The sequence below is a fragment of the Alsobacter soli genome (assembly GCF_003004785.1).
In the GTDB taxonomy this organism is placed as follows: Bacteria; Pseudomonadota; Alphaproteobacteria; order Rhizobiales; family Beijerinckiaceae; genus Alsobacter; species Alsobacter soli.
The window spans coordinates 155,947-178,631 of record NZ_PVZS01000005.1; the positions used below are offsets into that span (position 1 = coordinate 155,947).

Annotated in this window: 17 protein-coding genes; 8 read left to right on the forward strand and 9 right to left on the reverse strand. The window is 66.3% G+C overall.

Features of this window, described 5'->3' with window-relative positions; translation table 11 throughout:
• Positions 1-18: 18 nt before the first annotated feature.
• A complete protein-coding gene (locus SLNSH_RS06310) occupies positions 19-2,400 on the forward strand; it encodes a cytochrome c3 family protein (protein ID WP_106335824.1) in 2,382 nt (793 codons plus the stop codon).
• Between the two features lie 44 nt (positions 2,401-2,444).
• On the opposite strand, the gene SLNSH_RS06315 is transcribed toward SLNSH_RS06310, so the two are convergent.
• On the reverse strand, positions 2,445-3,341 hold the full coding sequence (locus tag SLNSH_RS06315) for a flagellar motor protein MotB (RefSeq protein ID WP_106335825.1): 897 nt from the start codon (positions 3,339-3,341) through the stop codon (positions 2,445-2,447).
• Positions 3,342-3,364: 23 nt separating this feature from the next.
• A complete protein-coding gene (gene motA / locus SLNSH_RS06320) occupies positions 3,365-4,228 on the reverse strand; it encodes a flagellar motor stator protein MotA (RefSeq protein WP_106335826.1) in 864 nt (287 codons plus the stop codon).
• Positions 4,229-4,630: 402 nt separating this feature from the next.
• On the opposite strand from motA, the gene SLNSH_RS06325 reads away from it, so the two are divergent.
• On the forward strand, positions 4,631-4,957 hold the full coding sequence (locus SLNSH_RS06325) for a low affinity iron permease family protein (protein WP_106335827.1): 327 nt from the start codon (positions 4,631-4,633) through the stop codon (positions 4,955-4,957).
• A gap of 293 nt (positions 4,958-5,250) precedes the next feature.
• Here SLNSH_RS06325 and SLNSH_RS06330 read toward each other — a convergent pair whose 3' ends face one another.
• The 7 genes from SLNSH_RS06330 to ccoN form a co-directional block, all read right to left on the reverse strand.
• Positions 5,251-7,617, reverse strand: a complete 2,367-nt coding sequence (locus tag SLNSH_RS06330; RefSeq protein ID WP_210202484.1) for a glycoside hydrolase family 15 protein — start codon at positions 7,615-7,617, stop codon at positions 5,251-5,253.
• 262 nt (positions 7,618-7,879) lie between these two features.
• A complete protein-coding gene (locus tag SLNSH_RS06335; protein ID WP_106335829.1) occupies positions 7,880-8,671 on the reverse strand; it encodes a DUF2189 domain-containing protein in 792 nt (263 codons plus the stop codon).
• Between the two features lie 12 nt (positions 8,672-8,683).
• A complete protein-coding gene (locus SLNSH_RS06340; protein ID WP_245422096.1) occupies positions 8,684-8,899 on the reverse strand; it encodes a hypothetical protein in 216 nt (71 codons plus the stop codon).
• Positions 8,896-9,771 carry a cytochrome-c oxidase, cbb3-type subunit III gene (gene ccoP, locus SLNSH_RS06345; RefSeq protein WP_106335830.1) on the reverse strand — a complete coding sequence of 292 codons (876 nt, stop codon included), beginning with the start codon at positions 9,769-9,771 and terminating at the stop codon, positions 8,896-8,898. The genes SLNSH_RS06340 and ccoP overlap by 4 nt, the downstream gene beginning before the upstream one ends.
• Positions 9,762-9,926: a cbb3-type cytochrome c oxidase subunit 3 gene (locus tag SLNSH_RS06350; RefSeq protein ID WP_106335831.1), complete on the reverse strand. Its 165-nt coding sequence runs from the start codon at positions 9,924-9,926 to the stop codon at positions 9,762-9,764. The genes ccoP and SLNSH_RS06350 overlap by 10 nt, the downstream gene beginning before the upstream one ends.
• Positions 9,927-9,936: 10 nt before the next feature.
• A complete protein-coding gene (gene ccoO, locus SLNSH_RS06355) occupies positions 9,937-10,668 on the reverse strand; it encodes a cytochrome-c oxidase, cbb3-type subunit II (protein ID WP_106335832.1) in 732 nt (243 codons plus the stop codon).
• A gap of 5 nt (positions 10,669-10,673) precedes the next feature.
• Positions 10,674-12,326 (reverse strand): cytochrome-c oxidase, cbb3-type subunit I, encoded by a 1,653-nt coding sequence (gene ccoN / locus SLNSH_RS06360; RefSeq protein WP_106335833.1) that lies wholly within the window; start codon positions 12,324-12,326, stop codon positions 10,674-10,676.
• 328 nt (positions 12,327-12,654) lie between these two features.
• Between ccoN and SLNSH_RS06365 the strand changes: the two genes are divergently transcribed.
• The 6 genes from SLNSH_RS06365 to narI all read left to right on the forward strand — a co-directional run bounded on the left by SLNSH_RS06365 (position 12,655) and on the right by narI (position 22,684).
• Positions 12,655-12,945 (forward strand): DUF6522 family protein, encoded by a 291-nt coding sequence (locus tag SLNSH_RS06365; protein ID WP_106335834.1) that lies wholly within the window; start codon positions 12,655-12,657, stop codon positions 12,943-12,945.
• Between the two features lie 249 nt (positions 12,946-13,194).
• Positions 13,195-15,942: a nitrate/nitrite transporter gene (locus SLNSH_RS06370; protein WP_106335835.1), complete on the forward strand. Its 2,748-nt coding sequence runs from the start codon at positions 13,195-13,197 to the stop codon at positions 15,940-15,942.
• A 10-nt stretch (positions 15,943-15,952) separates the two neighbouring features.
• Positions 15,953-19,714, forward strand: a complete 3,762-nt coding sequence (locus SLNSH_RS06375) for a nitrate reductase subunit alpha (RefSeq protein ID WP_106335836.1) — start codon at positions 15,953-15,955, stop codon at positions 19,712-19,714.
• A complete protein-coding gene (narH, locus tag SLNSH_RS06380; protein ID WP_106335837.1) occupies positions 19,711-21,231 on the forward strand; it encodes a nitrate reductase subunit beta in 1,521 nt (506 codons plus the stop codon). The genes SLNSH_RS06375 and narH overlap by 4 nt, the downstream gene beginning before the upstream one ends.
• Positions 21,231-21,959: a nitrate reductase molybdenum cofactor assembly chaperone gene (narJ, locus tag SLNSH_RS06385; RefSeq protein WP_106335838.1), complete on the forward strand. Its 729-nt coding sequence runs from the start codon at positions 21,231-21,233 to the stop codon at positions 21,957-21,959. Before narH ends, narJ begins: the two co-directional genes overlap by 1 nt.
• Positions 21,959-22,684, forward strand: coding sequence for a respiratory nitrate reductase subunit gamma (narI, locus tag SLNSH_RS06390; RefSeq protein ID WP_425352982.1), 726 nt, complete (start codon positions 21,959-21,961; stop codon positions 22,682-22,684). Before narJ ends, narI begins: the two co-directional genes overlap by 1 nt.
• Position 22,685 lies beyond the last annotated feature (1 nt).

Consider the following 22,685-nt stretch of genomic DNA (forward strand, 5'->3'; position numbering starts at 1 on the left):
CTCTCACGGGAGCGGGCGATGGCTCGCCCGCTCCGTTTCCCGAGGCGACCGGTGCAGCCCTCCCACAACCTGAGATGCCTTTGGGGCGTCCTCGCGGCTTTCGCCGCGACCTTGCTGGTCTTTGCCGTGCACGGCCAGACGTCGCCATTTCGGCTGCCGGGGGGCGTCGGCGCCCTGAGCGCGCAGGCTCCGGCCGGCTACGCAGGATCCAACGCCTGCGCGGGCTGCCACGCTCCGGAGGCGACGGCCTGGGCGCAGTCGCATCACGCCGAAGCCATGAAGCAGGCGACTGCCGCGACGGTTCTGGGCGACTTCTCAGACGTCACCATCCAACATAAGGGATCCCGCGCGCGCTTCTTCCGAGACGGCGAGCGCTTTCTCGTCGAGATCCAGGAGTCGGACGGCAAGAGCGCGGTCTTCGAGATCGGCCACACCTTCGGCGTCGCTCCGCTGCAGCAATATCTGGTCGGGTCGCCCGACGGGCGGTTGCAGGCGCTCCCCTATGCGTGGGACTCGAGACCCAAGGACCAGGGCGGGCAGCGCTGGTTTAATCTCTATCCGGACGAGGTGATTGTGGCGGGCAGCCTCCTGCACTGGAAGGGACCGCAGCAAAACTGGAACTACATGTGCGCCGATTGCCACTCGACTGCGGTGCGCAAAGGCTATGACGCCGCCGCGAACACCTTTCGAACGACCTTCTCGGAGATCAGCGTCGGCTGCGAGGCCTGCCACGGTCCGGGAGCGGGCCACGTCGGGTGGGCGACCGGGGGACGCGATAACAAGGTGACCGGCAAGGGCTTCGCCCATGCGACCGCGCGCCGGCCGCAGCCGGACTGGACTCCCGATCCGGTTACGGGCAGCCCAGCCCAGGGCGTCCCCCGTCCCGCTGCGGACGAGATGGAGACGTGCGGCACATGCCATTCGCGCCGGGGACAGTTCGCCGAAGGATGGACCCCGGGGCAGCCCCTCATGGACTTCTACCGGCCGGTGTTCCTGACGCCCGACCTGTTCGAGGACGATGGCGTGATGAAGGACGAGGTCTTCAACCTCGCCTCGTTCCAGCAAAGCAAGATGTTCGCCAAGGGCGTCATATGCAGCGACTGCCACGATCCCCATTCCGGGCGGCTCAAGGCTGGCGGGTCCTCCGTGTGCGCTCAATGTCACGCGCCCGCCCGGTTCGCGACCGCGGCGCACAGTGGCCACACGGACGCCGGGCAGCCTGACTGCATCGCGTGCCACATGCCGGCGCGCACCTACATGGTGGTGGATCGACGGCATGACCACGGGTTTCGCGTACCCCGGCCCGATCTGACCGCATCGCTCGGCGTTCCCAGCGCGTGCGCGGGATGCCACGCCGATAAACCCGCTCTTTGGGCGGCGGCGGCCGTCGAGCGCTGGCATGGGTCGGAGCGTAAGGGCTTTCAGACCTACGCGGCGGCGTTCCACGCGGCGCGCACGGGTTCAGAGCAGTCCCGATCGTTGCTGCTGGACGCCGCCGAGAAACCGGGCTCGCCCGCGGTCGCGCGCGCCACCGCCCTGGCGCTGCTGCAAGCCTGGCCGGCGGCCACGGTGGAAGCCGCCTGGGGGCGCGCGGCGAGGGACCCGGATCCCCTCGTTCGCTTGGCCACCGCCGAGGCTGCGGCCAGCTTGCCCCAGCAGCGGCGCTGGGGCGTATTGGGCCGCCTTCTTGCCGATCCCATCCGCGCGGTGCGCATCGAGGCCGCTTCGGCGCTCGCCGGCGCGCCGGCCGCCGACCAAGTGGGTCGCCAAGCCTTCGCGAATGCCGCCGCCGAGTACGACAGCGCCGAACGATTCAACGCCGACCGGGTGGAAAGCCGGGCCAACCTGGGCCGTTTCCTGGCTCAGATAGGGGAGCCGGACCGTGCGGAGAGCGAGTTCCGGGCCGCGATGCGGCTGGGGCCTGCCGTCGCGGCCCGCGTGGGGCTCGCGGACCTGTTTCGGGTCCTTGGGCGCGAAAACGACGCCGAACTGCTGCTGCGCCAGACCGTCAGCCTCGCCCCGGACGCTCCAGAGCCCCGCCATGCGCTTGGCTTGGCTCTTATTCGCCAGCACCGTCTCCCGGAGGCTCTGGAGCCTCTCCGGCGGGCATACGAGCTCGCTCCCGCCCAGCCCCGCTTCGGTTTCGTGTACGCCTTGGGGCTGCAGTCAGCCGGACGGCCTGACGACGCGCTGGCTGTCCTGCGGGCGGCCGCCGCGATCTCGCCGTGGGCCGTTGATCTGCAATCCGCCCTGCTCCAGGTCGCCCTGCAAAACCGAGATGTTCGTTCGGCGATACAGCACGCCCAGCGGCTGCGCACTCTGGAACCGGACGACGCAGCTCTGGAGCGGCTCGCAGAACAACTCCGGCGAGCTCAATCTTCCGCAGGAGCCCCACCATAAAAGCCAGCAGCGCGCGACTCTGAGGCGGCCGAAGCGCCTTGTCGTCAGCGAAAGGCGCCCGGGGACAGCGCTGGCGCCTCGTTGATCAGCGTGATCGTCACCCGTCCGTTTGACGCGAGGTAAGGATTGTCGGGGAAGACCGGCTCGGTTTCGGCGCGTCCCGCCACGAAGGTGAAGCGGTCGCCGGGGAACCCGGCGCCCGACAGGATCTCGCGCACGGCGATCGCGCGCCCGGCGGTGAGGCCCCAGGAATCGATGGCCCGCGAGCCCGGGCGCGCGGCGGCCGTGTGGCCGGTGACTGACAGGCGGTTGGGCATCCGGCGCAGGGTGGGCGCGAGCGTCTCCAGCACGCGACGGGTGCGCTCGTAGGGGTTCACCGAGCCCTCGGGGAACATGGAGCGGCCGTCCTGGTCCGTGAGGGACACGTTCAATCCTTCCTTGGTGGACTCGATCACGATGTTTCGCGACACCTCGGCGTAATCGGGCATTTTCTGAAGCGCCTGCCGGATGCTGGCCGCGGCGCTTTGGTTGGCCTGCTCGCTGGGGGCCGGGCGACTGACCTCGCGGTCGCTGGCGGCCGGGTCGCTGACCTCACGGTCGCTGGCGGTCGGGCGGCTGACCTCGCGGGCGCTGGCGCGATTCGGACTCCATGGCGTGTCGCGGGGATCCGACGCCTTGGCGCCTGCCTTGTCTATGGTGGTGCCCAACAGGACGCCGCCAGAGCCGCTGGTGGTGGGACTCACATTCGGCGGCGAGAAGTAGTTCGCCAGGCCGGTCTTCTGCTCCTTGGTCGTCATGCTGATCAGCCACATCAGCAGGAAGAACGCCATCATGGCGGTCACGAAGTCCGCATAGGCGATCTTCCAGGCCCCGCCATGGTGCGCATGAGCGGCCTTCTTGACCTTCTTGACCATAATGATCGGCTGGGTGGACTTAGCCATCGAGGATCCTGCTGGCGATGGGGTCAAACGGTGGCGGGGAGATCGGCCATGGCCGCTTCCACTTCGCTGTAGGTCGGCCGGACTTCGCTGAACAATGCCTTGCGGGCGAATTCGACCGACATCACCGGCGGCTGACCGCCGATATGGGCGAGAAGGCCTGCCTTGAGCGAAAGGTAGTACTTGGATTCCGCTTCGAAGGTGCTCTTAAGCGAAGCCGCCATAGGCGCGAAGAAGCCATAGGCGACGAAGACGCCGAAGAAGGTGCCGACCAGCGCGCCACCGATCAGATGTCCCAGCACCTCCGGGGGTTCGGAGATCGCCCCCATCGTCTTGATCACGCCGAGCACGGCGGCGACGATGCCGAGCGCCGGCGTCCCATCGGCGAGCGACTGCATGGCCGCCACGATGCGCTCTTGCTCCTGGTGGTGCGTCTCCAGTTCCTCGTCCATGAGAGCTTCGATCTCATAAGGACTGTCGGCGCCCATCGTCAGCATACGCATGTAATCGCAGACGAACTCGACCGCATGATGGTTGGATGCAAAAGTCGGGAAGGCGTTGAACAGGGTCGACTCGCTCGGATTTTCAATGTGCGGCTCGATCGCGGTCATGCCCTTCTGCTTCGCAAGCTTGTAGAGGGAAAACTGCATCGCCAGCAGTTCTACATAGCATTCTTGCTTGTGCTTGGGGCCCTTCACGAGCGTGCCGATCATGGCGGGCACGGCCTTGAGCACCGGCGCGGGATTGCCGATGATGAAGGCGCCGATCGCGGCGCCGAGGATGATCACAAACTCGAATGGCTGCCAAAGGACCTCGAGGTGGCCACCCATAACCGCGTAGCTGCCGAAGACGCAGACGAAGACGAGGATTGTGCCGACGATGAGCCGCATGGCTTGCCATCCTTGCGGGTGTCCCCGCTAAACTACAACTTGGCAGGGAAATGACTGATGCAGGTTAAGAACCAGTTTAGAACCCGGCAGGCTTGCAAGAGTCATCGTCCAGCCACCGCTTTGAGGCTTTGGGTGGCAGGGTAGGCCCAGGGGGAGGAAATCAGCGTGCGATGAGCCTCCGCAATCCCGGTAATCGGCGTTCTATGGAGGATGGCTTCCCGGGTGGCATCGACGCTGTGGCGCGGCGAGGCTGAGGATGGCGCCTGGGCCTTACAAGCGCGGCAGAATTGGCTCCCCCCGCAATCCTTCAGGATTGAGCCTGGACCCTGCCCCCGAGCCGGGAGATCACGCCATTGGGAGCGCCGCGGTCGGAACAGTCCGGGCCAGCCTGGATTGGGCGGGATGACTTCGCCTCGTTCCTTGATGACCCGCGCCGGCACGTGGTTGGCCCGGCCGGGCGCGTTCGCGCTCTTTGCGGCCTATGTGGCGGCTTGGCTGATCTTTTCGCGCGAGTCGCTGTTCGAGTGGCACGCGATCGCCACGGCCGCGACCTGGGCGATGACGCTGTTCATCCAGCGTTCGGAGCATCGCGACACTCAGGCCATCCACGCCAAACTCGACGAGATCCTTCGCGCCCGGGGCGAGATGAACTCGCAGCTCACCCACGTCGACGACCAAGAGCCCGAGGAGATCGAGCAGCTGCGCGAGAAGACGCGTTCTGCCGAGTGAGGCCGCCCACAACGGCCAGCGCCATTCCGACTGCGGCGATCACGCGGTAGTTCGGACTCGGCCCCGGCTGTTCGCGCCAGAAGACGTTCTGCTTCGGCTGACACAGCGTCCTGGGCATCTCGGCGTCTTACCCCAAGTGACCAGCGTGGCTGACGCACCCTGAAGAGGTCCTGCCTGCCAGGGGCCCGCATCAGGCGGCTCGCGTCCTGCCCCTCGCTCCTTGCAAACGAAGCGGAGCTGAATGGTCCGTCCCCTCCGCAATTCGCCGGGCCCGCGCAGCCAGGAGATCCTTTCTAGCCACGTCGACAGGGTGCGTTTGGCGTGATGCTCAGGCGCCGGTCGGCGTCCGTCCATTCTCCGCTCGTAAGATCCTGCACCGAGAAGACGATAAAGCTTGCGTCGCCCAATTCCTCGGGACCAAGTTCGACAACGTGCAAGCCGAGCATGGCCGAGCGGGAAACAGCGTCGGTAGCGGCCGACCAGTCGTTCTTGCTCCAATGCACCAGTGTGGGACCCTCGAAGATGAAACGGAGAGCCTGGCCCCGGCGCATCGTCGCCACCGGCATCCGGCGTGTCCAATGCGCACATTCCCAAACCGGGGTACGGCCACCGTAGCGAAGCCAGACGGCTTCAGGGCGATCGATCGGACGACCCAGCCTGAGCCCAAGCGCGAGCTTGGCGAATTCCGAGTGGGCCCACACCAGCGGCATGGCCGAGCCCGACGGCTTGCCGGCCTGCAGGTTGAAGCGCGGCAAAGGCGCCGCGTCCCAAACTTGCTCGGGGATCAGGCCACACCGGCCGGCCATGCCCAACATGGCCCGGAGAAGGCCCCGGGCTCCTTCCAAATTTCCTGAGCACAATTCGAAATGGCCCCGTTCGCCGGTCAGCAACGGCCAGGGCCGTCCGATGCCTGTGCCGTTGAAGGGCGAGCCGTCCTCGTGCTCCCCGTAGCCGTCCCCGTTGTAGCGCTTCCAAGACGGGCCGGATGGCGTCTCCACTTTGAGCAGCGCGTCGATCAACGTCAGCGTGTCCCGCACGACAGGATCGTCCGGCGCGCGCAGGCCGAAGCGAACGAGTTGCAGGGCGTCCGTCGAGATCAGCTGGGAAGCCGGCACCAGGTGTTCGCCCGCGTGATTGCGGACGGGAACCGGACTCGTGATGGCGTCATGGACCTGGATCACCGCCGCCGGAGCGCACCGCACATAGTAGCGCGAAACGCCGTGGCGAGCGCAGAGGTCAGGGTCCGAGGCGGCCAGCCAATCCTCGAGGCGGGCGTTCAAGTCATCGGCCAGCAGCAGCAGGTCCCGCCGATGCTTGAGGTTCGCCAGATCCGCGCCGCACACCATCGCGGCGATCACGACGGCAAGCGTGAACGCGTTGATACCCGGCGTCTCCTCCCAGCGGTCCTGGTCGCTGCAAGGGCCGTTGAGGACGACGAAGCGCAGCGCCCGGCGGACCATCTCCTCGACCACGATGCCGTCGAGCGCGTCGGCTTCCGAGAGAGCGTGCGCCAGCAGCACCGGAAAGGCGATTTCGTCGAGCTGGATCCCGGACCAATGAGGCCGGCCACCCAGCCACTGGTTTTGCGACCAGCTGCCATCAACGTGCTGCGTTGCGATGAGGTAGCGGAGGACGTCGCGAGCTTCGCGCTCGGCGCCAAGCCCGAGCAGCGCGCCAGCGCTTTCCACAAGATCGCGGGGCCAGACCAGGTGGTAGCCGCCAGTGTCGTCGGTGCTGCTGCCCCATGGGATGCTGAGGCTGGCCACCATGGCGCCCGGGTAGGTCTTGTCCTGGTGCGTGCGCAGGATCATGGCAGCCACCCGGATGGCCTCTCCGAACTCGTCGGGGCATCGCTCGGGATCGACGCTGTCGGCCTGCCATCGCTCCCATTCCCGCACGTGCCGACGCCACACGATGTCGAAAGGCCGGAGCAGCGCGGAGATGGCGAGCGTCGCGGCGGCCTCCTCTTCCCGGCCGAAGCCAAGGGCGAGAACCGCCGACCGGGTTTTCACCTCACCGAGAAGTGCGACGTTGCCCGGCCCGGCGCGCTCACAAGCCCAGGTCATGCGGCCGTTCTGGGCAAAATCCTGCCATCCGTCGCTGGCCCCCACATAGCCTGCGCTGGCGCGGCCCCAAGCGTCGCCTTGCGTCTGAGAATCGGCGCATGCAAGCGCCAGCGCAAACGGGCCCTGCTCGGCGCACAGGGCGGTGCGGCCGCGGTTCATGAAGACTCGGGCGGTGTTATCGAACCCGGTGCCCCCCAGATGCGGCGCGAGCAGGACGTAGAGCCCGAGCTCATCATCGCCAGTCAGGCGCGCTTCGATCAGCAGCACGTCCCTGTCCGGGTCGGGGCAGATGCGGAGCGCCAATTCGAAACGGGGATGGCGGTGAAGGATCTGGACCGCCGGCACGCCCGGGCCCGGGGTCGTCAGCATGTAGTCGGCGTTGCGCTTCAGCTCTATCCAGAAGCCTTCGCCGTCGCTGACGATGAAGCCGAGATCGCGGATCTGGGGGCTGTCGACCCGAGGGTAGTACACCTCGTTGACGATGCCGTAGCCGATCGTGAACCACAGCCGCGAGGGGCCGAGCGCTGTCCCGACCATGTCTTTCGCGCTGCTCGTCCAGGTCGGCGGGATTCCGGGTTGGCCGGGCGCGTCCATCAGCATCCTCCGCGAATGGCAGCACACCGACGCGGCCCGCCCGCAGGCAAGCTAGTGCCTCGGTCGCAAGTTGTCATGGGTGGCTCTTGGCCAACCGGCGCAAACGGCTCCTTCCATGGCGTGCGATTGGCGGAGCTTCGGGCACGGGGTGAACCGGACGCTCAACGCCGCGCTCACCTGCCCCAGGATGCTCGTGAAACTCAGTCAGGAAAGCGGCGCAGGCGGCCACTGCGGCGGCAAGTGGCCAAGATCGGCAGCACGCTCAGGACCGTGACCAAACGTCCCGGTAGGCGCGCCACGTGCCGTGCCCGAGCAGCGGAAAACCGATCACGAGACCCGCCATGCCGCTCGCGACGCAGAGGAGAAAGACTGCGAGGGCGATGACGCCCCAGGCCAGCATCACAGGAAGATTGTTCCAGACCAGAGCCACGCTCCGCCCCATGGCGGTGAACGCGTCGACCTGCTCGGCCAGCAGCATAGGAACTGCGATGACGCTCACGGCGAAGGCGAATGACGCGAAAAGGCTACCCACGACCGAGCCGACGACCAGCATGGTCCAACCTGTGGGCGTGGTGAACAGCATCGCGGTGACGTGGCCCAAGCCAGGGAAGGGGCGCAGCCCGAAGAACAGGGCATAGACGATGACCGCGGCCCGCATCCAGAGCAGGAACAGAACGCACAAGAGCACCCCGACGAACAAGATCTGTCCCCCCGACGCCGCGCGCACGCGAAGCAGATCGGCCAGCCGGACTGGCTCGCCCGCCTCGAGCCTCCGGCTTTTCTCATAGAGGCCCGTCGCGAGCAGCGGGCCCACGACCATGAAGCCAGCCAGAGCGGGGAACAGGATGTAGTCCCATCCGGAGAAAAGCATGCCGCCAACGAGCGACGCGGACGCGAAGAAGATCGCGAAGCCGTATGCAAGGCTCGGCCAAGGAGCGGCCCAGAGGTCGCTCCAACCGCCGGCGAGCCAAGCGCACGCTCGCGTCGGAGGCAAGTGGCGCTCGAAGGGGCGCAGGCGGGGGAGAGGCGGCTGCGTTGCCGGAAGGAGGGTCATGGGCTTTACTCGTTAGCGCGAGGGCGTACAGGCGGACTGCGCGGCGCCAAAGGCGCGCCCGGGCGCGGACTCGCCGCTCCGGACGTGGGGGACGCACCCAGGCTCCGACGTGAGGGCCACATAGACCAGGTGCGCGTTCGCCCCGGCCACGACCGCGAACCCGATCGCGACGGCGATCGCGACCGAAAGCCTGATCGGGCGACGCTCAGGCGGGGAGGCAGTACTCACGGCTGCTCCTTCCGACGAAGATCGACGATGTACAGCGCCAGCAGCTTGCGCTCGGCCTCCGTCAGCCTGGCCTCCCAGGTCGGCATGTGGCCCTGGCGTCCCTGCGTCAGGGTCCGGCGCAGCGACTCGACGTCGCCGCCGTAAAGCCAGAACGAGTCCGTCAGGTTGGGCGCGCCGGCGCCGATCCCCTTCGCGTCGTCACCGTGGCAAGCGGCGCAGTTCGCGGCGAAGAGATCGCGGCCGCTTTCGACCTGCGCCGCCGGCGCCGATCTCGGCTGCGAGGACAGGGAGCGCACATACGTGATGACGTCCTCGATCTGCCGGGGCTCAAGCATCTTGTCCCGGCCGAAGGCGGGCATCTGCGAGACGCGGCTGTCCTTGTGGGCGGAGTTGACGCCCACCCGGATGGTTTCCGCGATGGTCTCCGGGTCGCCGCCCCATAGCCACGATGAAGTGGTCAGGTCGGGGAAGCCGGGCCCGCCCCTCGCTTCCCGGCCATGGCAAGCGGCGCAATTGTCGGCGAACAGCGTGCGCCCGGTTTCCCGCACGCGCTGCATGAGACCGGCATCCGCCTGGATCGCCGGGAGCGCTTCCGTCTCGATGCGCTTCATCCAGGCGGATCGCTCAAGCGCAGCCTGCTTCAATTCGCTCGTCACGCTCGTGCGCTGGTCCATGCCGAGGAGCCCCTTGGTGTAGGTCCGCCCGACAGGCCATGCGGGCATGAGGACCCAGTACACGACGGCGAAGAGGGCGGTCAGGGCCAGGAAAAGGTAGACGGGGCGCGGCACCGGTGTGTTCAGTTCCTTGATGCCGTTCCACTCGTGACCGGTGGTCAGGTAACCCGAGTGAGGGTCGCGTTCCTCTACCGCCATGGCTTGTCCTCGTCGTCGACGACGGCGCGGGCCGCCTGCTGGAACCTGCTCTGGTTGGATGGCCAGTACGTGTAGACGAGCACCCCGGCCGCCATCGCCATCAGCCAGAACAGACCGAAGGACTTGGAGAACCAGACAAGGAAATCATGGGTCATCAGGACCTCCCTATTCGGCCGCCTGCGCCTGCTGCGCCTTGGCCACGTCCGTCAGGCGCCCGAGCACCTGGAGGTAGGCCACGAGGGCGTCCATCTCGGTGGGGTCGCCCTGTCGGCCCATAAAGGCCCGAACCTGGGTCGCCTCCCCGTATCGCTGGGCGACGCCGGCCGCGTAGGGACTGTCCGGAGCGGCCTGGCCGTAGGCGTCCGCGGGGGCGTTGGCGACCATCTCGCCCGTGTAGGGCACGCCCACCTTGCGCAGGGCTTTCAGATGCAGCCCCAGGTCGCTCGTCTTCAGCGGCGTGCGCCCAAGGAAGGCGTAGGACGGCATCTTGGACTCGGGCACGACAGCGCGGGGATCCTGGAGATGAGCGACCTGCCACTCGTCGGAATACTTACCCCCGATCCTGGCGAGGTCGGGGCCCGTGCGCTTGGAGCCCCACAGCATGGGGTGGTCGTACTTCGACTCGACCGCGAGCGAGTATGGGCCATAGCGCTCCACGTCGTCCCGCAGCGTACGGATCATCTGCGAGTGGCACGCGTAGCAGCCTTCGCGCATGTAGATGTTGCGCCCGGCGACCTCCAGCGGCGTGTAGAGGCGCATGTCAGGCGCGGCCTCGACCGTTTCGGAGATGGTGAACAGCGGCGCAATCTCGACGAAGCCGCCGATCCCGGCGACGAGGATGACAGCGATCACAAAACGGAGCGCATGACGCTCGAGCCGGTAGTGAAATCCGAACATGACGACTACTCCGCAGCGGCCAGCGTCGGGGCCGCGCGTGCGGGCGCCTCGGCGAAATCCCCGATTTCGGCGAGGGCCGGCGTGCGCATGGTCCGCCAGATGTTGTAGGCGCCGACCACCGTGCCGATCAGGAAAAGAAGCCCGCCGACTGCGCGCATCACGTAGTAGGGATGCATCGCCACGAGGGAGTCGACGAAGGAATAGGCGAGCGTTCCGCTATCGTTGTAGGTGCGCCACATCAGGCCCTGGACGATGCCCGAGTTCCACATCGAGATGACGTAGACAAGGGTTCCAGCGATCGCGAGCCAGTAGTGGACCTCGACGAGCCGCGGCGAATACATGGCTCGCTTGCCCCACAGGGACGGCACGATGCTGTAGAGCGAGCCGAAGGTGATCAGAGCCACCCAACCCAGCGCGCCGGCGTGCACGTGGCCGATGGTCCAGTCCGTGTAATGCGAGAGCGAGTTGACCGGCCGAATGGCCATGAACGACCCTTCGAAGGTCGTCAGGCCGTAGAACACCGCGGCCGTCATCATGAAGCGGAGGGTGGCGTCGTCACGGACCTTGTGCCAGGCCCCGTTGAGCGTCAGGAGCGCGTTGGTGGCTGACGCCCACGAGGGGACGAGGAGCATGAGCGAGAAAGTCATGCCCAAGGTCTGAACCCACTGGGGCAGGGCGGTGTAGTGCAGGTGGTGCGATCCCGCCCACATATACATGAACGTGATGCCCCAGAAGCTGATGATGGAGAGCCGGTAGGAGAAGATCGGGCGTCCGGCGCGCTTCGGCATGAAGTAATACATCATGCCCAGGAAGCCGGAGGTCAGGAAGAACGCCACCGCGTTGTGCCCGTACCACCACTCCGTCATCGCATCCTGGACGCCAGCGAAGGCCGAATAGCTCTTGGCGTGTCCCAGGGAGACCGGAACGGCCAGGTTGTTGACGATGTGAAGCACCGCAACCACCAGGATGAACGCCAGGTAGTACCAGTTGGAGACGTAGATGTGCGGCTCCTTGCGCCGCGCCAGGGTGCGCAGGTAGAGCCCGAAATACGCGACCCACACGATCACGAGCCAGATGTCGGCGTACCATTCGGGCTCGGCGTATTCCTTCGACTGGGTGATCCCCATCAGGTAGCCGGACGCCGCAAGAATGCAGAACAGGTTGAAGCCGAGCAGCACGAACCAAGGGCTCACCTGATCCGGCAGCCGGGCGCGGCTGGTCCGCTGGACCACGTAGAAGGATGTGGCGATCAGGGCATTGCCGCCGAACCCGAAGATGACGCCGGACGTGTGCACGGGCCGGAGGCGACCGAAGCTCGACCAAGCTGCGTCGAAAGTCAGGTCCGGCGAGACCAGCAGCCAAGCCACCCAGTCGCCGACCGCCATGGCGACGATCGCCCAGATCATCGCGAAGACGATCCCCGCGCGAGTGGGGTCGTCATAGTAGGACGAGAGGCGCTCCGGGCTGGGCGACGGTGCGTAGAACCCGCGCATCACCACAATGGCCACGACCACGCCGCATGCGATCACGAGCGCCCCATGCGTCCCGAGGAGATCGTCGCGGCCGAGGACCGCCATCGTCAGGCCGAGGCCGGCCACGAGACAGGCGAGTGCGAGCGCGGCCCGTCGTTCGGGCAACGTCAGTTGGGCTACGTACATGTTGAACCATCGCCGGTTGGGGGAGAGGCTCTTTCGGCCTGCTGGGTTCAATAACTCCGATGAAAATTGATGGACTATAGGGGTGAATGCGTATTCGTTTTGATTTTATTGGGAAAATGGCGTAAACATATCTATCGCTGACTTCGTAATCAGCTTGTCGGAACGAAATTGTTCAAGCCACAGGGCGTTACGTGTGGTGTCTGTGCTTCGGTGTCGTCTACGGACCTTTGGCAAAAGCGGGGGGCATGGCGTGCTCCTCAGGCGACGTTGATCTACCCGCGAAAATAGGTATTGTAAATACCCAATTTACCGACCCAGGGAGGCCTCCATGACAGAGGTGAAGCTCGAGGCGGCAGGCGGCGGCCCGGAAGCGGTCGAAATCAGCCTTGGCGAGGTCGCACGGACCCTCGGGATTTCGCCCGATCTTGCTTGGGCCGAACTCAAGGCTGGCCGTCTCACAAGCGTGCTTGAGCAGGGAGCGGGACAGGACGAGGGGCGTCTCCGCCTGAACTTTTTCTACGGGTGCAAACGCGGCAGGATCGTCCTGTCCGGCGGGGGCGAGGTGCTGCAACGCAGCTGCGTCGATTTCGGCGAACTCCGTCGCGCCAGCCGGAAGTGACCGCCCTCCTGGGACCTTCTGGTGTCCCTGGCCAGCGTGACTCATTCCAGTGCTCTGGGGTGGTCTCCGCCTTCACTGGGCTGGCGGGGCACGGTCGTCCGATCGGAGCGGTCGCGGAGGGTTAAATTGACTTATAGCAAATTCATGTAGTCTTTCCTCGCGAAGGGTAACTTTCTCCTTTTTTGACTCGTATCAACGAACTTCGACTGGCTGTCTGTTTCGATGGCGTCCAGCCACAGGAGGCTGGACATGGAGCGGGATGCGTCGCCCTCTCGGGCGCTCTGGACATCGACCATCGCCTTTACTGTCTGCTTTGCAGTCTGGACGATCTTCTCGATCATCGGAATCCAGATCAAACAGCAGCTGGGATTGACCGAAACCCAGTTCGGCTTGCTGGTTGGGACGCCCATTCTTACTGGATCCCTGATCCGCATCTTTCTCGGGGTCTGGACCGACCAATACGGCGGCCGTCGCATCTACTCGCTGGTGATGGCGGCAGGCGCGATCGCGACGTTTCTTCTCTCCTGGGCCCATACCTATCCGCAGATGCTGCTCGCAGCGCTCGGGGTCGGCATCGCCGGCGGCTCCTTCGCGGTGGGCGTCGCCTATGTGTCGAAGTGGTATCCGGCCGGCAAGCAGGGAACCGCGCTCGGGATCTTCGGCGCAGGCAATGTCGGCGCGGCGGTCACCAAGTTCTGCGCGCCCTTCGTGCTCGTCGCGTACGGCTGGCAGACCGTGGCCCAGGTCTGGGCCGCCGGGCTGCTGCTCATGGCGGCCGTATTCTGGCTCGTGACGAAAGAGGACCCGGTCACGCTGGAACGGCGCGCCGAAGGGCTGAAGCCCGAGCCGATGCTCAAGCAGTTCGCGCCCCTGATGAATGTCCAGGTCTGGCGGTTTTCGCTTTACTACTTCTTCGTGTTCGGGGCCTTCGTGGCCCTCTCGCTCTGGCTGCCCCAATACCTGATCAAGGTCTATGGCTTCGACATCAAGACGGCGGGCATGTTGGCCGCCTTCTTCTCGGTGCCGGCGAGCCTGCTGCGCGCCTATGGGGGCCACCTGTCGGACCGCTATGGGGCTCGCACGGTGATGTACTGGACCTTCCTGGTCTCAGTCGCCTGCACCTTCCTGCTCTCCTATCCGCCGACCGACTACGTGGTCCGGGGAGTGAACGGCCCAATCGCCTTCCACCTGGAAATCGGCCCCGGCCTTTTCGTGACGTTGGTCTTCGTACTCGGCTTCTTCATGGCGCTGGGCAAGGCGGCGGTGTTCAAGCACATCCCCGTCTATTACCCGAACCGCGTCGGGGCCGTCGGTGGCCTCGTCGGCATGATCGGGGGGCTCGGCGGCTTCGTCCTGCCTCTCGTCTTCGGCGTCCTCAACGACCTCACAGGATTGTGGACGAGCTGCTTCATGCTGCTCTTCCTGCTCGTCTCGGCTTCGCTGCTGTGGATGCACCTCGCCATCCGTCGCATGGAACTGGAAGCCGGCGGCCGTGCGCTGGAGATGCTCCCGCAATTGCCCGAGATGGAGGAGATCCACGGGCCCGAGCACGTCGGGGCGCTCGCCGGTGGCAAGGTGCTCGCCGACTGGCGGCCGGAAGACAAGACGTTCTGGGACACCCAGGGCCGGGCCATCGCGCGCCGCAACCTGTGGATCTCGATCCCGGCTCTGCTGCTCTCTTTCGCCATCTGGCAGGTCTGGTCGGTGGTGGTCGCCAAGCTGCCGCTCGTGGGCTTCAAGTTCACAACGGACGAGCTGTTCTGGCTCGCGGCGCTGCCAGGCATCTCCGGGGCCACGCTGCGGATCTTCTACTCGTTCATGGTGCCGATCTTCGGCGGGAGGCTGTGGACGACGCTCGCAACCTGGTCGCTGATCATCCCGGCCGTCGGCATCGGCTACGCCGTTCAGAACCCGGAGACGCCGTACTTCGTGCTGCTCGGGCTCGCCCTGCTGTGCGGCTTCGGGGGCGGCAACTTCGCCTCCTCCATGGCCAACATCTCGTTCTTCTTTCCGAAGGCCGAGAAGGGCAACGCCCTGGCCCTCAACGCGGGGCTCGGCAATCTCGGCGTCAGCGTCGTGCAATTCCTGGTGCCGCTCGTCATCACCGCGGGCGTGTTCGGCTGGCTGGGCGGCGACCCGGCCACCGTGAAGGAGGGGGCGAAGGAATACCCGCTCTGGCTGCAGAACGCCGGCTTCGTGTGGGTCCCCTTTATCGCGGCTTCGGCCTTCGCGGCCTGGTTCGGCATGAACGACATCGCCTCGGCCAGGGCCTCCTTCGCCGAGCAGTCGGTCATCTTCCAGCGCAGGCACAACTGGATCATGTGCTGGCTCTACACCGGCACCTTCGGATCCTTCATCGGCTATTCCGCGGGCTTCCCGCTGCTGACGAAGATCCTGTTTCCCGAAGTGAACGCGCTCCAGCTCGCCTTCATCGGTCCGCTGGTCGGCGCCCTGTCGCGCTCGCTTACGGGTTGGGTCGCCGACCGGTGGGGCGGGGGACGCGTCACCTTCTGGGTGTTCGCCCTGATGATGGCGGGGGTTCTCGGCGTCCTCTACTTCGTCGGCGCCAAGGACCAGCCCTACGCCTTCTATGGCTTCTTCGGGATGTTTCTTGTCCTGTTCTTCGCCACGGGCGTGGGCAACGCCTCCACCTTCCAGATGATCCCCGCGATCATGCGCAAGGAGATGGACCGCCTGATGCCCGGCGCCGAACCGGCCGCGCGCCTGCGCCAGGCCGAGAAGGAATCGGCCGCCATCACCGGCTTCACCTCGGCGATCGCCGCCTTCGGGGCCTTCTTCATTCCGAAGGCCTACGGCACCTCGCTCGCCCTCACCGGCGGGGTGGAGGCGGCGCTCTACGGCTTCTTCGCCTTCTACGTCACCTGCCTGGTCATCACCTGGGCCGTCTACACCCGCAAGGGCGGCGTCCTGCACGACATCGAGCGCCGCGGCGGCCCCACGGGCCCGAGCCGCGCCGCGCCACAGCCCGCCGAATGAGGAGCGCCTTATGAGCCACTTTCTCGACCGGCTGAGCTTCTTCTCGCGGCAGCAGGAAGAGTTCGCCGACGGCCACGGCATCGTGACGACCGAGAGCCGCGCCTGGGAGGACGGCTACCGCAAGCGCTGGCAGCACGACAAGATCGCGCGCTCCACGCATGGGGTGAACTGCACGGGCTCGTGCTCGTGGAAGGTCTACGTCAAGGGCGGCATCGTCACCTGGGAAACCCAGCAGACGGACTATCCTCGCACCCGGCCGGATCTGCCAAACCACGAGCCGCGGGGTTGCGCGCGAGGGGCGAGCTATTCCTGGTACCTCTACTCGGGAAACCGGGTGAAGTACCCGCTGGTGCGCTCGCGGCTACTCAAGCTGTGGCGCGAAGCCAGGCAGAGCCTGCCGCCGGTGGCGGCGTGGAAGTCGATCGTTGAGGATCCGCAGAAGCGCGCCTCCTACGTGACCAAGCGCGGGCAGGGCGGCTTCGTGCGCGGGACCTGGGACGAGGTCAACGAACTCGTGGCCGCGGCCAACGCCTACACGGCCAAGACGTGGGGTCCGGACCGGATCTTCGGCTTTTCGCCGATCCCGGCCATGTCGATGGTCAGCTACGCTGCAGGCTCGCGCTACCTGTCGCTGATGGGGGGCGTGTGCATGTCCTTCTACGACTGGTACTGCGACCTGCCCCCGGCGTCGCCCATGACCTGGGGCGAGCAGACCGACGTGCCGGAGAGCGCCGACTGGTACAATTCCGGGTTCCTGATCCTGTGGGGCTCGAACGTGCCGCAGACGCGCACGCCGGACGCCCATTTCTACACCGAGGTCCGCTACAAGGGCGCCAAGAGCGTCGTGATCTGCCCGGACTACTCCGAGGCCTCCAAGTTCGCGGACATGTGGATCTCCGTGAAGCAGGGCACGGACGCCGCCCTCGCCATGGCGATGGGCCACGTGATCCTCAAGGAGTTCTACGTCGACCGGCAGGTCCCGTACTTCGTCGACTACGCCCGGCGCTACACCGACATGCCGATGCTGGTGCGGCTGGCGAAGCAGGACGGGCGCTACGTGCCCGAGCGGCTGCTCCGGGCGTCGGACTTCGACACGAAGCTCGGCGAGGCCAATAACCCCGACTGGAAGACCGTCGCGTATGACGACGCCTCTGGCAGTCTCGTCGCGCCCAACGGCTCGGTCGGCTTCCGCTGGGGCGAACAGGGCAAGTGGAACCTCGAGGAGCGTGCCGCCGGCGGCGAGACGAAGCTGCGGCTGTCACTTGCCGAGCATCACGACGGCATGGCCGAGGTCGCGTTCCCCTATTTCGGAAACCGCGAGCACGACCACTTCAAGGGCACGGACCATCCGGACGTGCTGCTGCGCAACGTGCCGGTGAAGACGCTCGCGCTCGCCGACGGCGAGACGAAGGTCGCCACGGTGTACGACCTGTTCCTGGCCAACTACGGCGTGGACCGCGGCTTCGGCGGCGGCAACGTCGCCAAGGACTATGCAGAGAACGTGCCCTACACGCCCGGCTGGTGCGAGCGCATCTCCGGCGTGCCCCGGGCGCAGGTGGAGACGGTGGCCCGGGAATTCGCCCGGAACGCGGAGAAGACCAACGGCCGGTCCATGATCATCGTCGGCGCGGCGATGAACCACTGGTTCCACATGGACATGAACTACCGTGGCGTCATCAACATGCTGGTGATGTGCGGCTGCATCGGCCAGTCCGGCGGCGGGTGGTCGCACTATGTCGGCCAGGAGAAGCTGCGCCCGCAGTCGGGATGGCTGCCGCTGGCCTTCGGGCTGGACTGGGGACGCCCGCCGCGGCAGCAGAACTCGACTTCGTGCTGGTACGCCCATACCGACCAGTGGCGCTACGAGACGCTGGATGTGAAGGAGATCCTTTCCCCCACCGCGCCGGCGGGCCCGTGGGATGGGGCGCTGATCGACTACAATGTCCGGGCGGAGCGCATGGGCTGGCTGCCTTCCGCGCCGCAGCTGAAGCAGAACCCGCTCACGATCGCGCAAAAGGCGGCCGCCGCCGACATGGAGCCGAAGGACTACGTCGCTCAGGCGCTGAAGTCCGGCGAGCTCCAGATGTCATGCGAGGATCCGGACGCGCCGGAGAACTGGCCGCGCAACCTCTTCGTCTGGCGCTCGAACCTGCTCGGCTCGTCCGGCAAGGGCCACGAGTATTTCCTGAAACATCTGCTCGGGACCCAGAATGGCGTCCTCGGCAAGGACCTCGGGCACATCGGCGGGCAGAAGCCGCAGGATGTCGCCTGGCGTGAGGAGGCGCCCGAGGGCAAGCTCGACCTGCTCGTCACGCTCGACTTCCGCATGTCGACGACGTGCGTCTACTCCGACGTCGTGCTCCCGACGGCCACCTGGTACGAAAAGAACGACCTCAACACCTCGGACATGCACCCCTTCATCCACCCGCTCTCGGCGGCCGTGGACCCGGCGTGGGAGGCGCGCTCCGACTGGGAGATCTACAAGGGTCTAGCCAGGGCGTTCTCGACGGTGGCGCCGGAAGTGCTCGGCGTCGAGAAGGATGTCGTGCTCACGCCCATCCTGCACGACACGCCGGCCGAGATCGCCCAGGCGCTCGACGTGAAGGACTGGAAGCGGGGCGAATGCGAACCCGTCCCAGGCAGAACCATGCCGTCGGTCACGGTGGTCGAGCGCGACTATCCGAACCTCTACAAGCGCTTCACCTCGCTCGGCCCGCTGATGGACAAGATCGGCAACGGCGGCAAGGGCATGGCCTGGAACACGCAGCACGAGGTCGAAGTCCTGAAGGGCCTCAACGGCGTCGTGGGTGAGCCGGGGCCGACGGAGGGCCTGGCGCGCATCGAATCCGACATCGACGCCTGCGAGGTCATCCTGTCGCTCGCCCCGGAGACCAACGGCGAGGTCGCGGTGAAGGCCTGGGAGTCGCTCGGCAAGGCGACTGGGCGCGACCACACGCATCTCGCCATCCCCAAGGAGGACGAGAAAATCCGGTACCGCGACGTGGTCGCGCAGCCGCGCAAGATCATCTCCTCGCCGATCTGGTCGGGGCTGGAGAGCGAGAAGGTCTGCTACAACGCCGGCTATACCAACGTCCATGAGCTGATCCCCTGGCGCACGCTGACCGGTCGCCAGCAGCTGTACCAGGACCACCTCTGGATGCGCGCCTTCGGCGAGGGCTTCTGCGTCTACAGGCCGCCCATCGACACCCGGGCCGTGAAGCCGGTGATCGACAGCAAGCCGAACGGCGAGAAGCAGATCGTCCTCAATTTCATTACGCCGCACCAGAAGTGGGGCATCCACTCCACCTACACCGACAACCTGCTCATGCTGACGCTGTCGCGCGGCGGACCGATCGTGTGGATTAGCGAGGTCGACGCCAGGAGGGCGGGGATCGCCGACAACGACTGGATCGAAGCCTACAACGTGAACGGAGCCCTCGTGGCGCGCGCGGTCGTGTCCCAGCGCGTGAAGGAGGGCATGTGCATGATGTATCATGCGCAGGAGAAGATCGTGAACGTGCCGGGCTCGCAGATGACCGGCAAGCGCGGCGGCATCCACAACTCGGTCACGCGCGCGGTGCTGAAGCCGACCCACATGATCGGCGGCTACGCCCAGCAGTCCTATGGGTTCAACTACTACGGGACGGTGGGCTCAAACCGGGACGAGTTCGTCGTGATCCGAAGGCTCTCCGAGGTCGACTGGCTCGACCGGCCGGCCACCGACCAGCCCTCCGAGTTGAACTCCGCCCCCCGCATGGAGGCTGCAGAATGAAGATCCGCGCCCAGATCGCGATGGTGCTGAACCTCGACAAGTGCATCGGGTGTCACACCTGCAGCGTCACCTGCAAGAACGTGTGGACCAGCCGCGAAGGCATGGAATACGCGTGGTTCAACAACGTGGAGACCAAGCCGGGCGTCGGCTATCCCAAGGAGTGGGAGAACCAGAAGCGCTGGAAGGGCGGCTGGGTCCGCAAGCGCGACGGCTCCATCGAGCCGCGCATCGGCGGCAAGTGGCGGGTTCTCTCGAAAATCTTCGCCAATCCGGATCTGCCGGAGATCGACGACTACTACGAGCCCTTCACGTTCGACTACGAGCACCTGCAGAAGGCTCCCGAGATGGAGACCTTCCCGACGGCGCGCCCGCGCTCGCTGGTGTCGGGCGAGCGGATGGAGAAGGTTGAGTGGGGCCCGAACTGGGAGGAGATCCTGGGCGGCGAATTCGCGAAGCGCTCCAAGGACGCGAATTTCGAGGGCGTCCAGACCGAGATCTACGGCCAGTTCGAAAATACGTTCATGATGTACCTGCCGAGGCTGTGCGAGCACTGCCTCAACCCCGCCTGCGCCGCATCGTGCCCCTCTGGCGCGATCTACAAGCGCGAGGAGGACGGCATCGTCCTGATCGACCAGGACAAATGCCGGGGCTGGCGCATGTGCGTTTCGGGCTGCCCCTATAAGAAAATCTATTACAACTGGTCCTCGGGAAAGTCGGAGAAGTGCATCTTCTGCTATCCCCGCATTGAGGCGGGGCAGCCGACCGTCTGCTCGGAGACCTGCGTAGGCCGCATCCGTTACCTCGGGGTCGTGCTCTACGACGCCGACCGGATCCAGGCTGCGGCGTCCGCGCCGAGCGACCGCGATCTCTACCACGCGCAACTCGACGTCTTCCTCGACCCCCACGACCCGGTGATCGCCCGCAAGGCGGCCGAGCAGGGTATCCCGTCCGCCTGGATCGAGGCCGCCCAGCGCTCGCCCGTCTGGAAAATGGCGATGGAGTGGGGCGTGGCCTTTCCGCTCCACCCGGAGTACCGGACCCTGCCCATGGTCTGGTACGTGCCGCCGCTCTCTCCGATCCAGTCGGCGGCGGAAGCGGGCTCCATCGGCATGGACGGCGAGATGCCGGACGTGCGCTCTCTACGCATCCCCCTCCGCTACCTCGCCAACCTGCTTACCGCGGGAGACGAGGAGCCGGTAGCCAAGGCGCTGGAGCGCATGCTCGCCATGCGGGCCTATATGCGGGCCAAGACCATCGACGGCGTCATCGACGAGCCGGTCGCGCGCAAGGTGGGCCTCACCGGCGCGCAGATCGAGGAGATGTACCACGTCATGGCGATCGCCAATTACGAGGATCGCTTCGTCATCCCGACCGCGCACCGCGAGCTGGGCGCAGACGCCTACGACCTGCGCGGCTCCTGCGGCTTCTCTTTCGGGAACGGCTGCTCGGGCGGCGAGAGCGAGGTCAACCTCTTTGGCGGGGCGCGCAAGGCGAAGACTCCGATGGAGGTGGGGTGATGGGCGCGATCAGCTTCCGGGTCCTCTCTGCGCTGCTGGTCTACCCGTCGGCGGACCAGATCGCCGCGGTCCCCGAGTTCAGGACGGCGCTCGACGCGGAGGGTCTCGTCCCCGCGGCCGAGCGGTCAGCGCTGGAGCCGCTGCTCGCGAATCTGGCGACCGGTGACATCTACGAGCTGCAGGAGGTCTACGGCCTGCTGTTCGACCGCAGCCGCGCTCTATCGCTGCACCTTTTCGAGCACGTCCACGGCGAGAGCCGCGACCGCGGCCAGGCGATGGTCGACCTGCTCGGCATGTACGAGACGGCCGGGTTGCGGGCCACCACATCCGAGTTGCCCGACTTCCTGCCGCTTTTCCTCGAGTTCCTGTCGACGCAGCCGCTCGACGGCGCGGTCCGCCACCTCGGCCAGACCGCGCACATCCTCGAGGCGATGGCGGAACGGCTGAAGAAGCGGAACTCGGCCTACGAGGCCGTGTTCCGCGCGCTCTGTGCGGTGGCGGAGGCCAGGCCGGAGCAGGGGGATGTCGACACGCTCCTGCAGGGGCCAGACCCGGATCCCATGGACCTGGCGGCGCTCGACGCCGCCTGGGAGGAGGAAGAGGTGCGCTTCGGTCCTGGCGCCCAGTCCGCGGCCGGATCCTGCTCGGGCGACGGGCTGATCGCGCGCATGCGCCATGCCCGCCGCGCCGTCCCGAACGAAGCCGCCGGGGCCGGAGGAGGCCAGTGATGCAGACGCTCAACTCGATTCTGTTCGGCTGGTACCCGTATCTCTGCCTGACCGTGTTCCTGCTCGGCAGCCTCTTGCGCTACGAGCGCGAGCAGTACACGTGGCGCTCGGGCTCGAGCCAGCTCCTGCGCCGCAGGCAACTCGTGCTCGGCTCCAACCTCTTCCACATTGGCATCCTGACGATCTTCGCGGGCCACTTCGTCGGACTGCTGACGCCCATCCAGGTCTTCGACGCGCTCGGCATATCGCACGGCTTCAAGCAGGGCATGGCCATCGTCATCGGCGGGCTCGCCGGGCTGGTGTGCCTCGTGGGCATCACGCTGCTGACGCATCGCCGGCTCTATGATCCACGGATCAGGGCGACCTCTTCCTTCGCGGATACGGCGATCCTGCTGATGCTCTTCGCGCAGCTCGTGCTCGGGCTGCTCACCATCTTCGTTTCGCTCGGCCATCTCGACGGGCATGAGATGACGAAGTTCATGAGCTGGGCGCAGGGCATCCTCGTGCTGCAGCCGGGCGCCGCGGATTTCGTCGCCGACGTGAACCCGTTGTTCAAGCTGCATCTCTTGCTCGGCATGACGATCTTTCTCGTCTTCCCCTTCACGCGGCTTGTCCACGTCTGGAGCGCGCCCGTCTGGTATCTCGGCCGCAAGGGCTACCAGGTCGTGCGCACCACCCGGACCCTGCCGCAGTCCGGCACGCGCCCGGTGCAGCCGGCGGAGTGAG

Excerpts from the sequence above, each read along its gene's own strand:
- SLNSH_RS06375 (WP_106335836.1), top strand. The coding sequence starts at position 15,953 with ATGAGCCACTTTCTCGACCGGCTGAGCTTCTTCTCGCGGCAGCAGGAA.
- ccoN (WP_106335833.1), bottom strand. The coding sequence starts at position 12,326 with ATGTACGTAGCCCAACTGACGTTGCCCGAACGACGGGCCGCGCTCGCA.
- SLNSH_RS06315 (WP_106335825.1), bottom strand. The coding sequence starts at position 3,341 with ATGGCTAAGTCCACCCAGCCGATCATTATGGTCAAGAAGGTCAAGAAG.
- ccoP (WP_106335830.1), bottom strand. The coding sequence starts at position 9,771 with ATGGCGGTAGAGGAACGCGACCCTCACTCGGGTTACCTGACCACCGGT.
- narH (WP_106335837.1), top strand. The coding sequence starts at position 19,711 with ATGAAGATCCGCGCCCAGATCGCGATGGTGCTGAACCTCGACAAGTGC.
- SLNSH_RS06365 (WP_106335834.1), top strand. The coding sequence starts at position 12,655 with ATGACAGAGGTGAAGCTCGAGGCGGCAGGCGGCGGCCCGGAAGCGGTC.
- SLNSH_RS06325 (WP_106335827.1), top strand. The coding sequence starts at position 4,631 with ATGACTTCGCCTCGTTCCTTGATGACCCGCGCCGGCACGTGGTTGGCC.
- SLNSH_RS06370 (WP_106335835.1), top strand. The coding sequence starts at position 13,195 with ATGGAGCGGGATGCGTCGCCCTCTCGGGCGCTCTGGACATCGACCATC.
- ccoO (WP_106335832.1), bottom strand. The coding sequence starts at position 10,668 with ATGTTCGGATTTCACTACCGGCTCGAGCGTCATGCGCTCCGTTTTGTG.
- SLNSH_RS06335 (WP_106335829.1), bottom strand. The coding sequence starts at position 8,671 with ATGACCCTCCTTCCGGCAACGCAGCCGCCTCTCCCCCGCCTGCGCCCC.
- narI (WP_425352982.1), top strand. The coding sequence starts at position 21,959 with ATGCAGACGCTCAACTCGATTCTGTTCGGCTGGTACCCGTATCTCTGC.
- narJ (WP_106335838.1), top strand. The coding sequence starts at position 21,231 with ATGGGCGCGATCAGCTTCCGGGTCCTCTCTGCGCTGCTGGTCTACCCG.
- SLNSH_RS06310 (WP_106335824.1), top strand. The coding sequence starts at position 19 with ATGGCTCGCCCGCTCCGTTTCCCGAGGCGACCGGTGCAGCCCTCCCAC.
- SLNSH_RS06350 (WP_106335831.1), bottom strand. The coding sequence starts at position 9,926 with ATGACCCATGATTTCCTTGTCTGGTTCTCCAAGTCCTTCGGTCTGTTC.
- SLNSH_RS06330 (WP_210202484.1), bottom strand. The coding sequence starts at position 7,617 with ATGGACGCGCCCGGCCAACCCGGAATCCCGCCGACCTGGACGAGCAGC.
- motA (WP_106335826.1), bottom strand. The coding sequence starts at position 4,228 with ATGCGGCTCATCGTCGGCACAATCCTCGTCTTCGTCTGCGTCTTCGGC.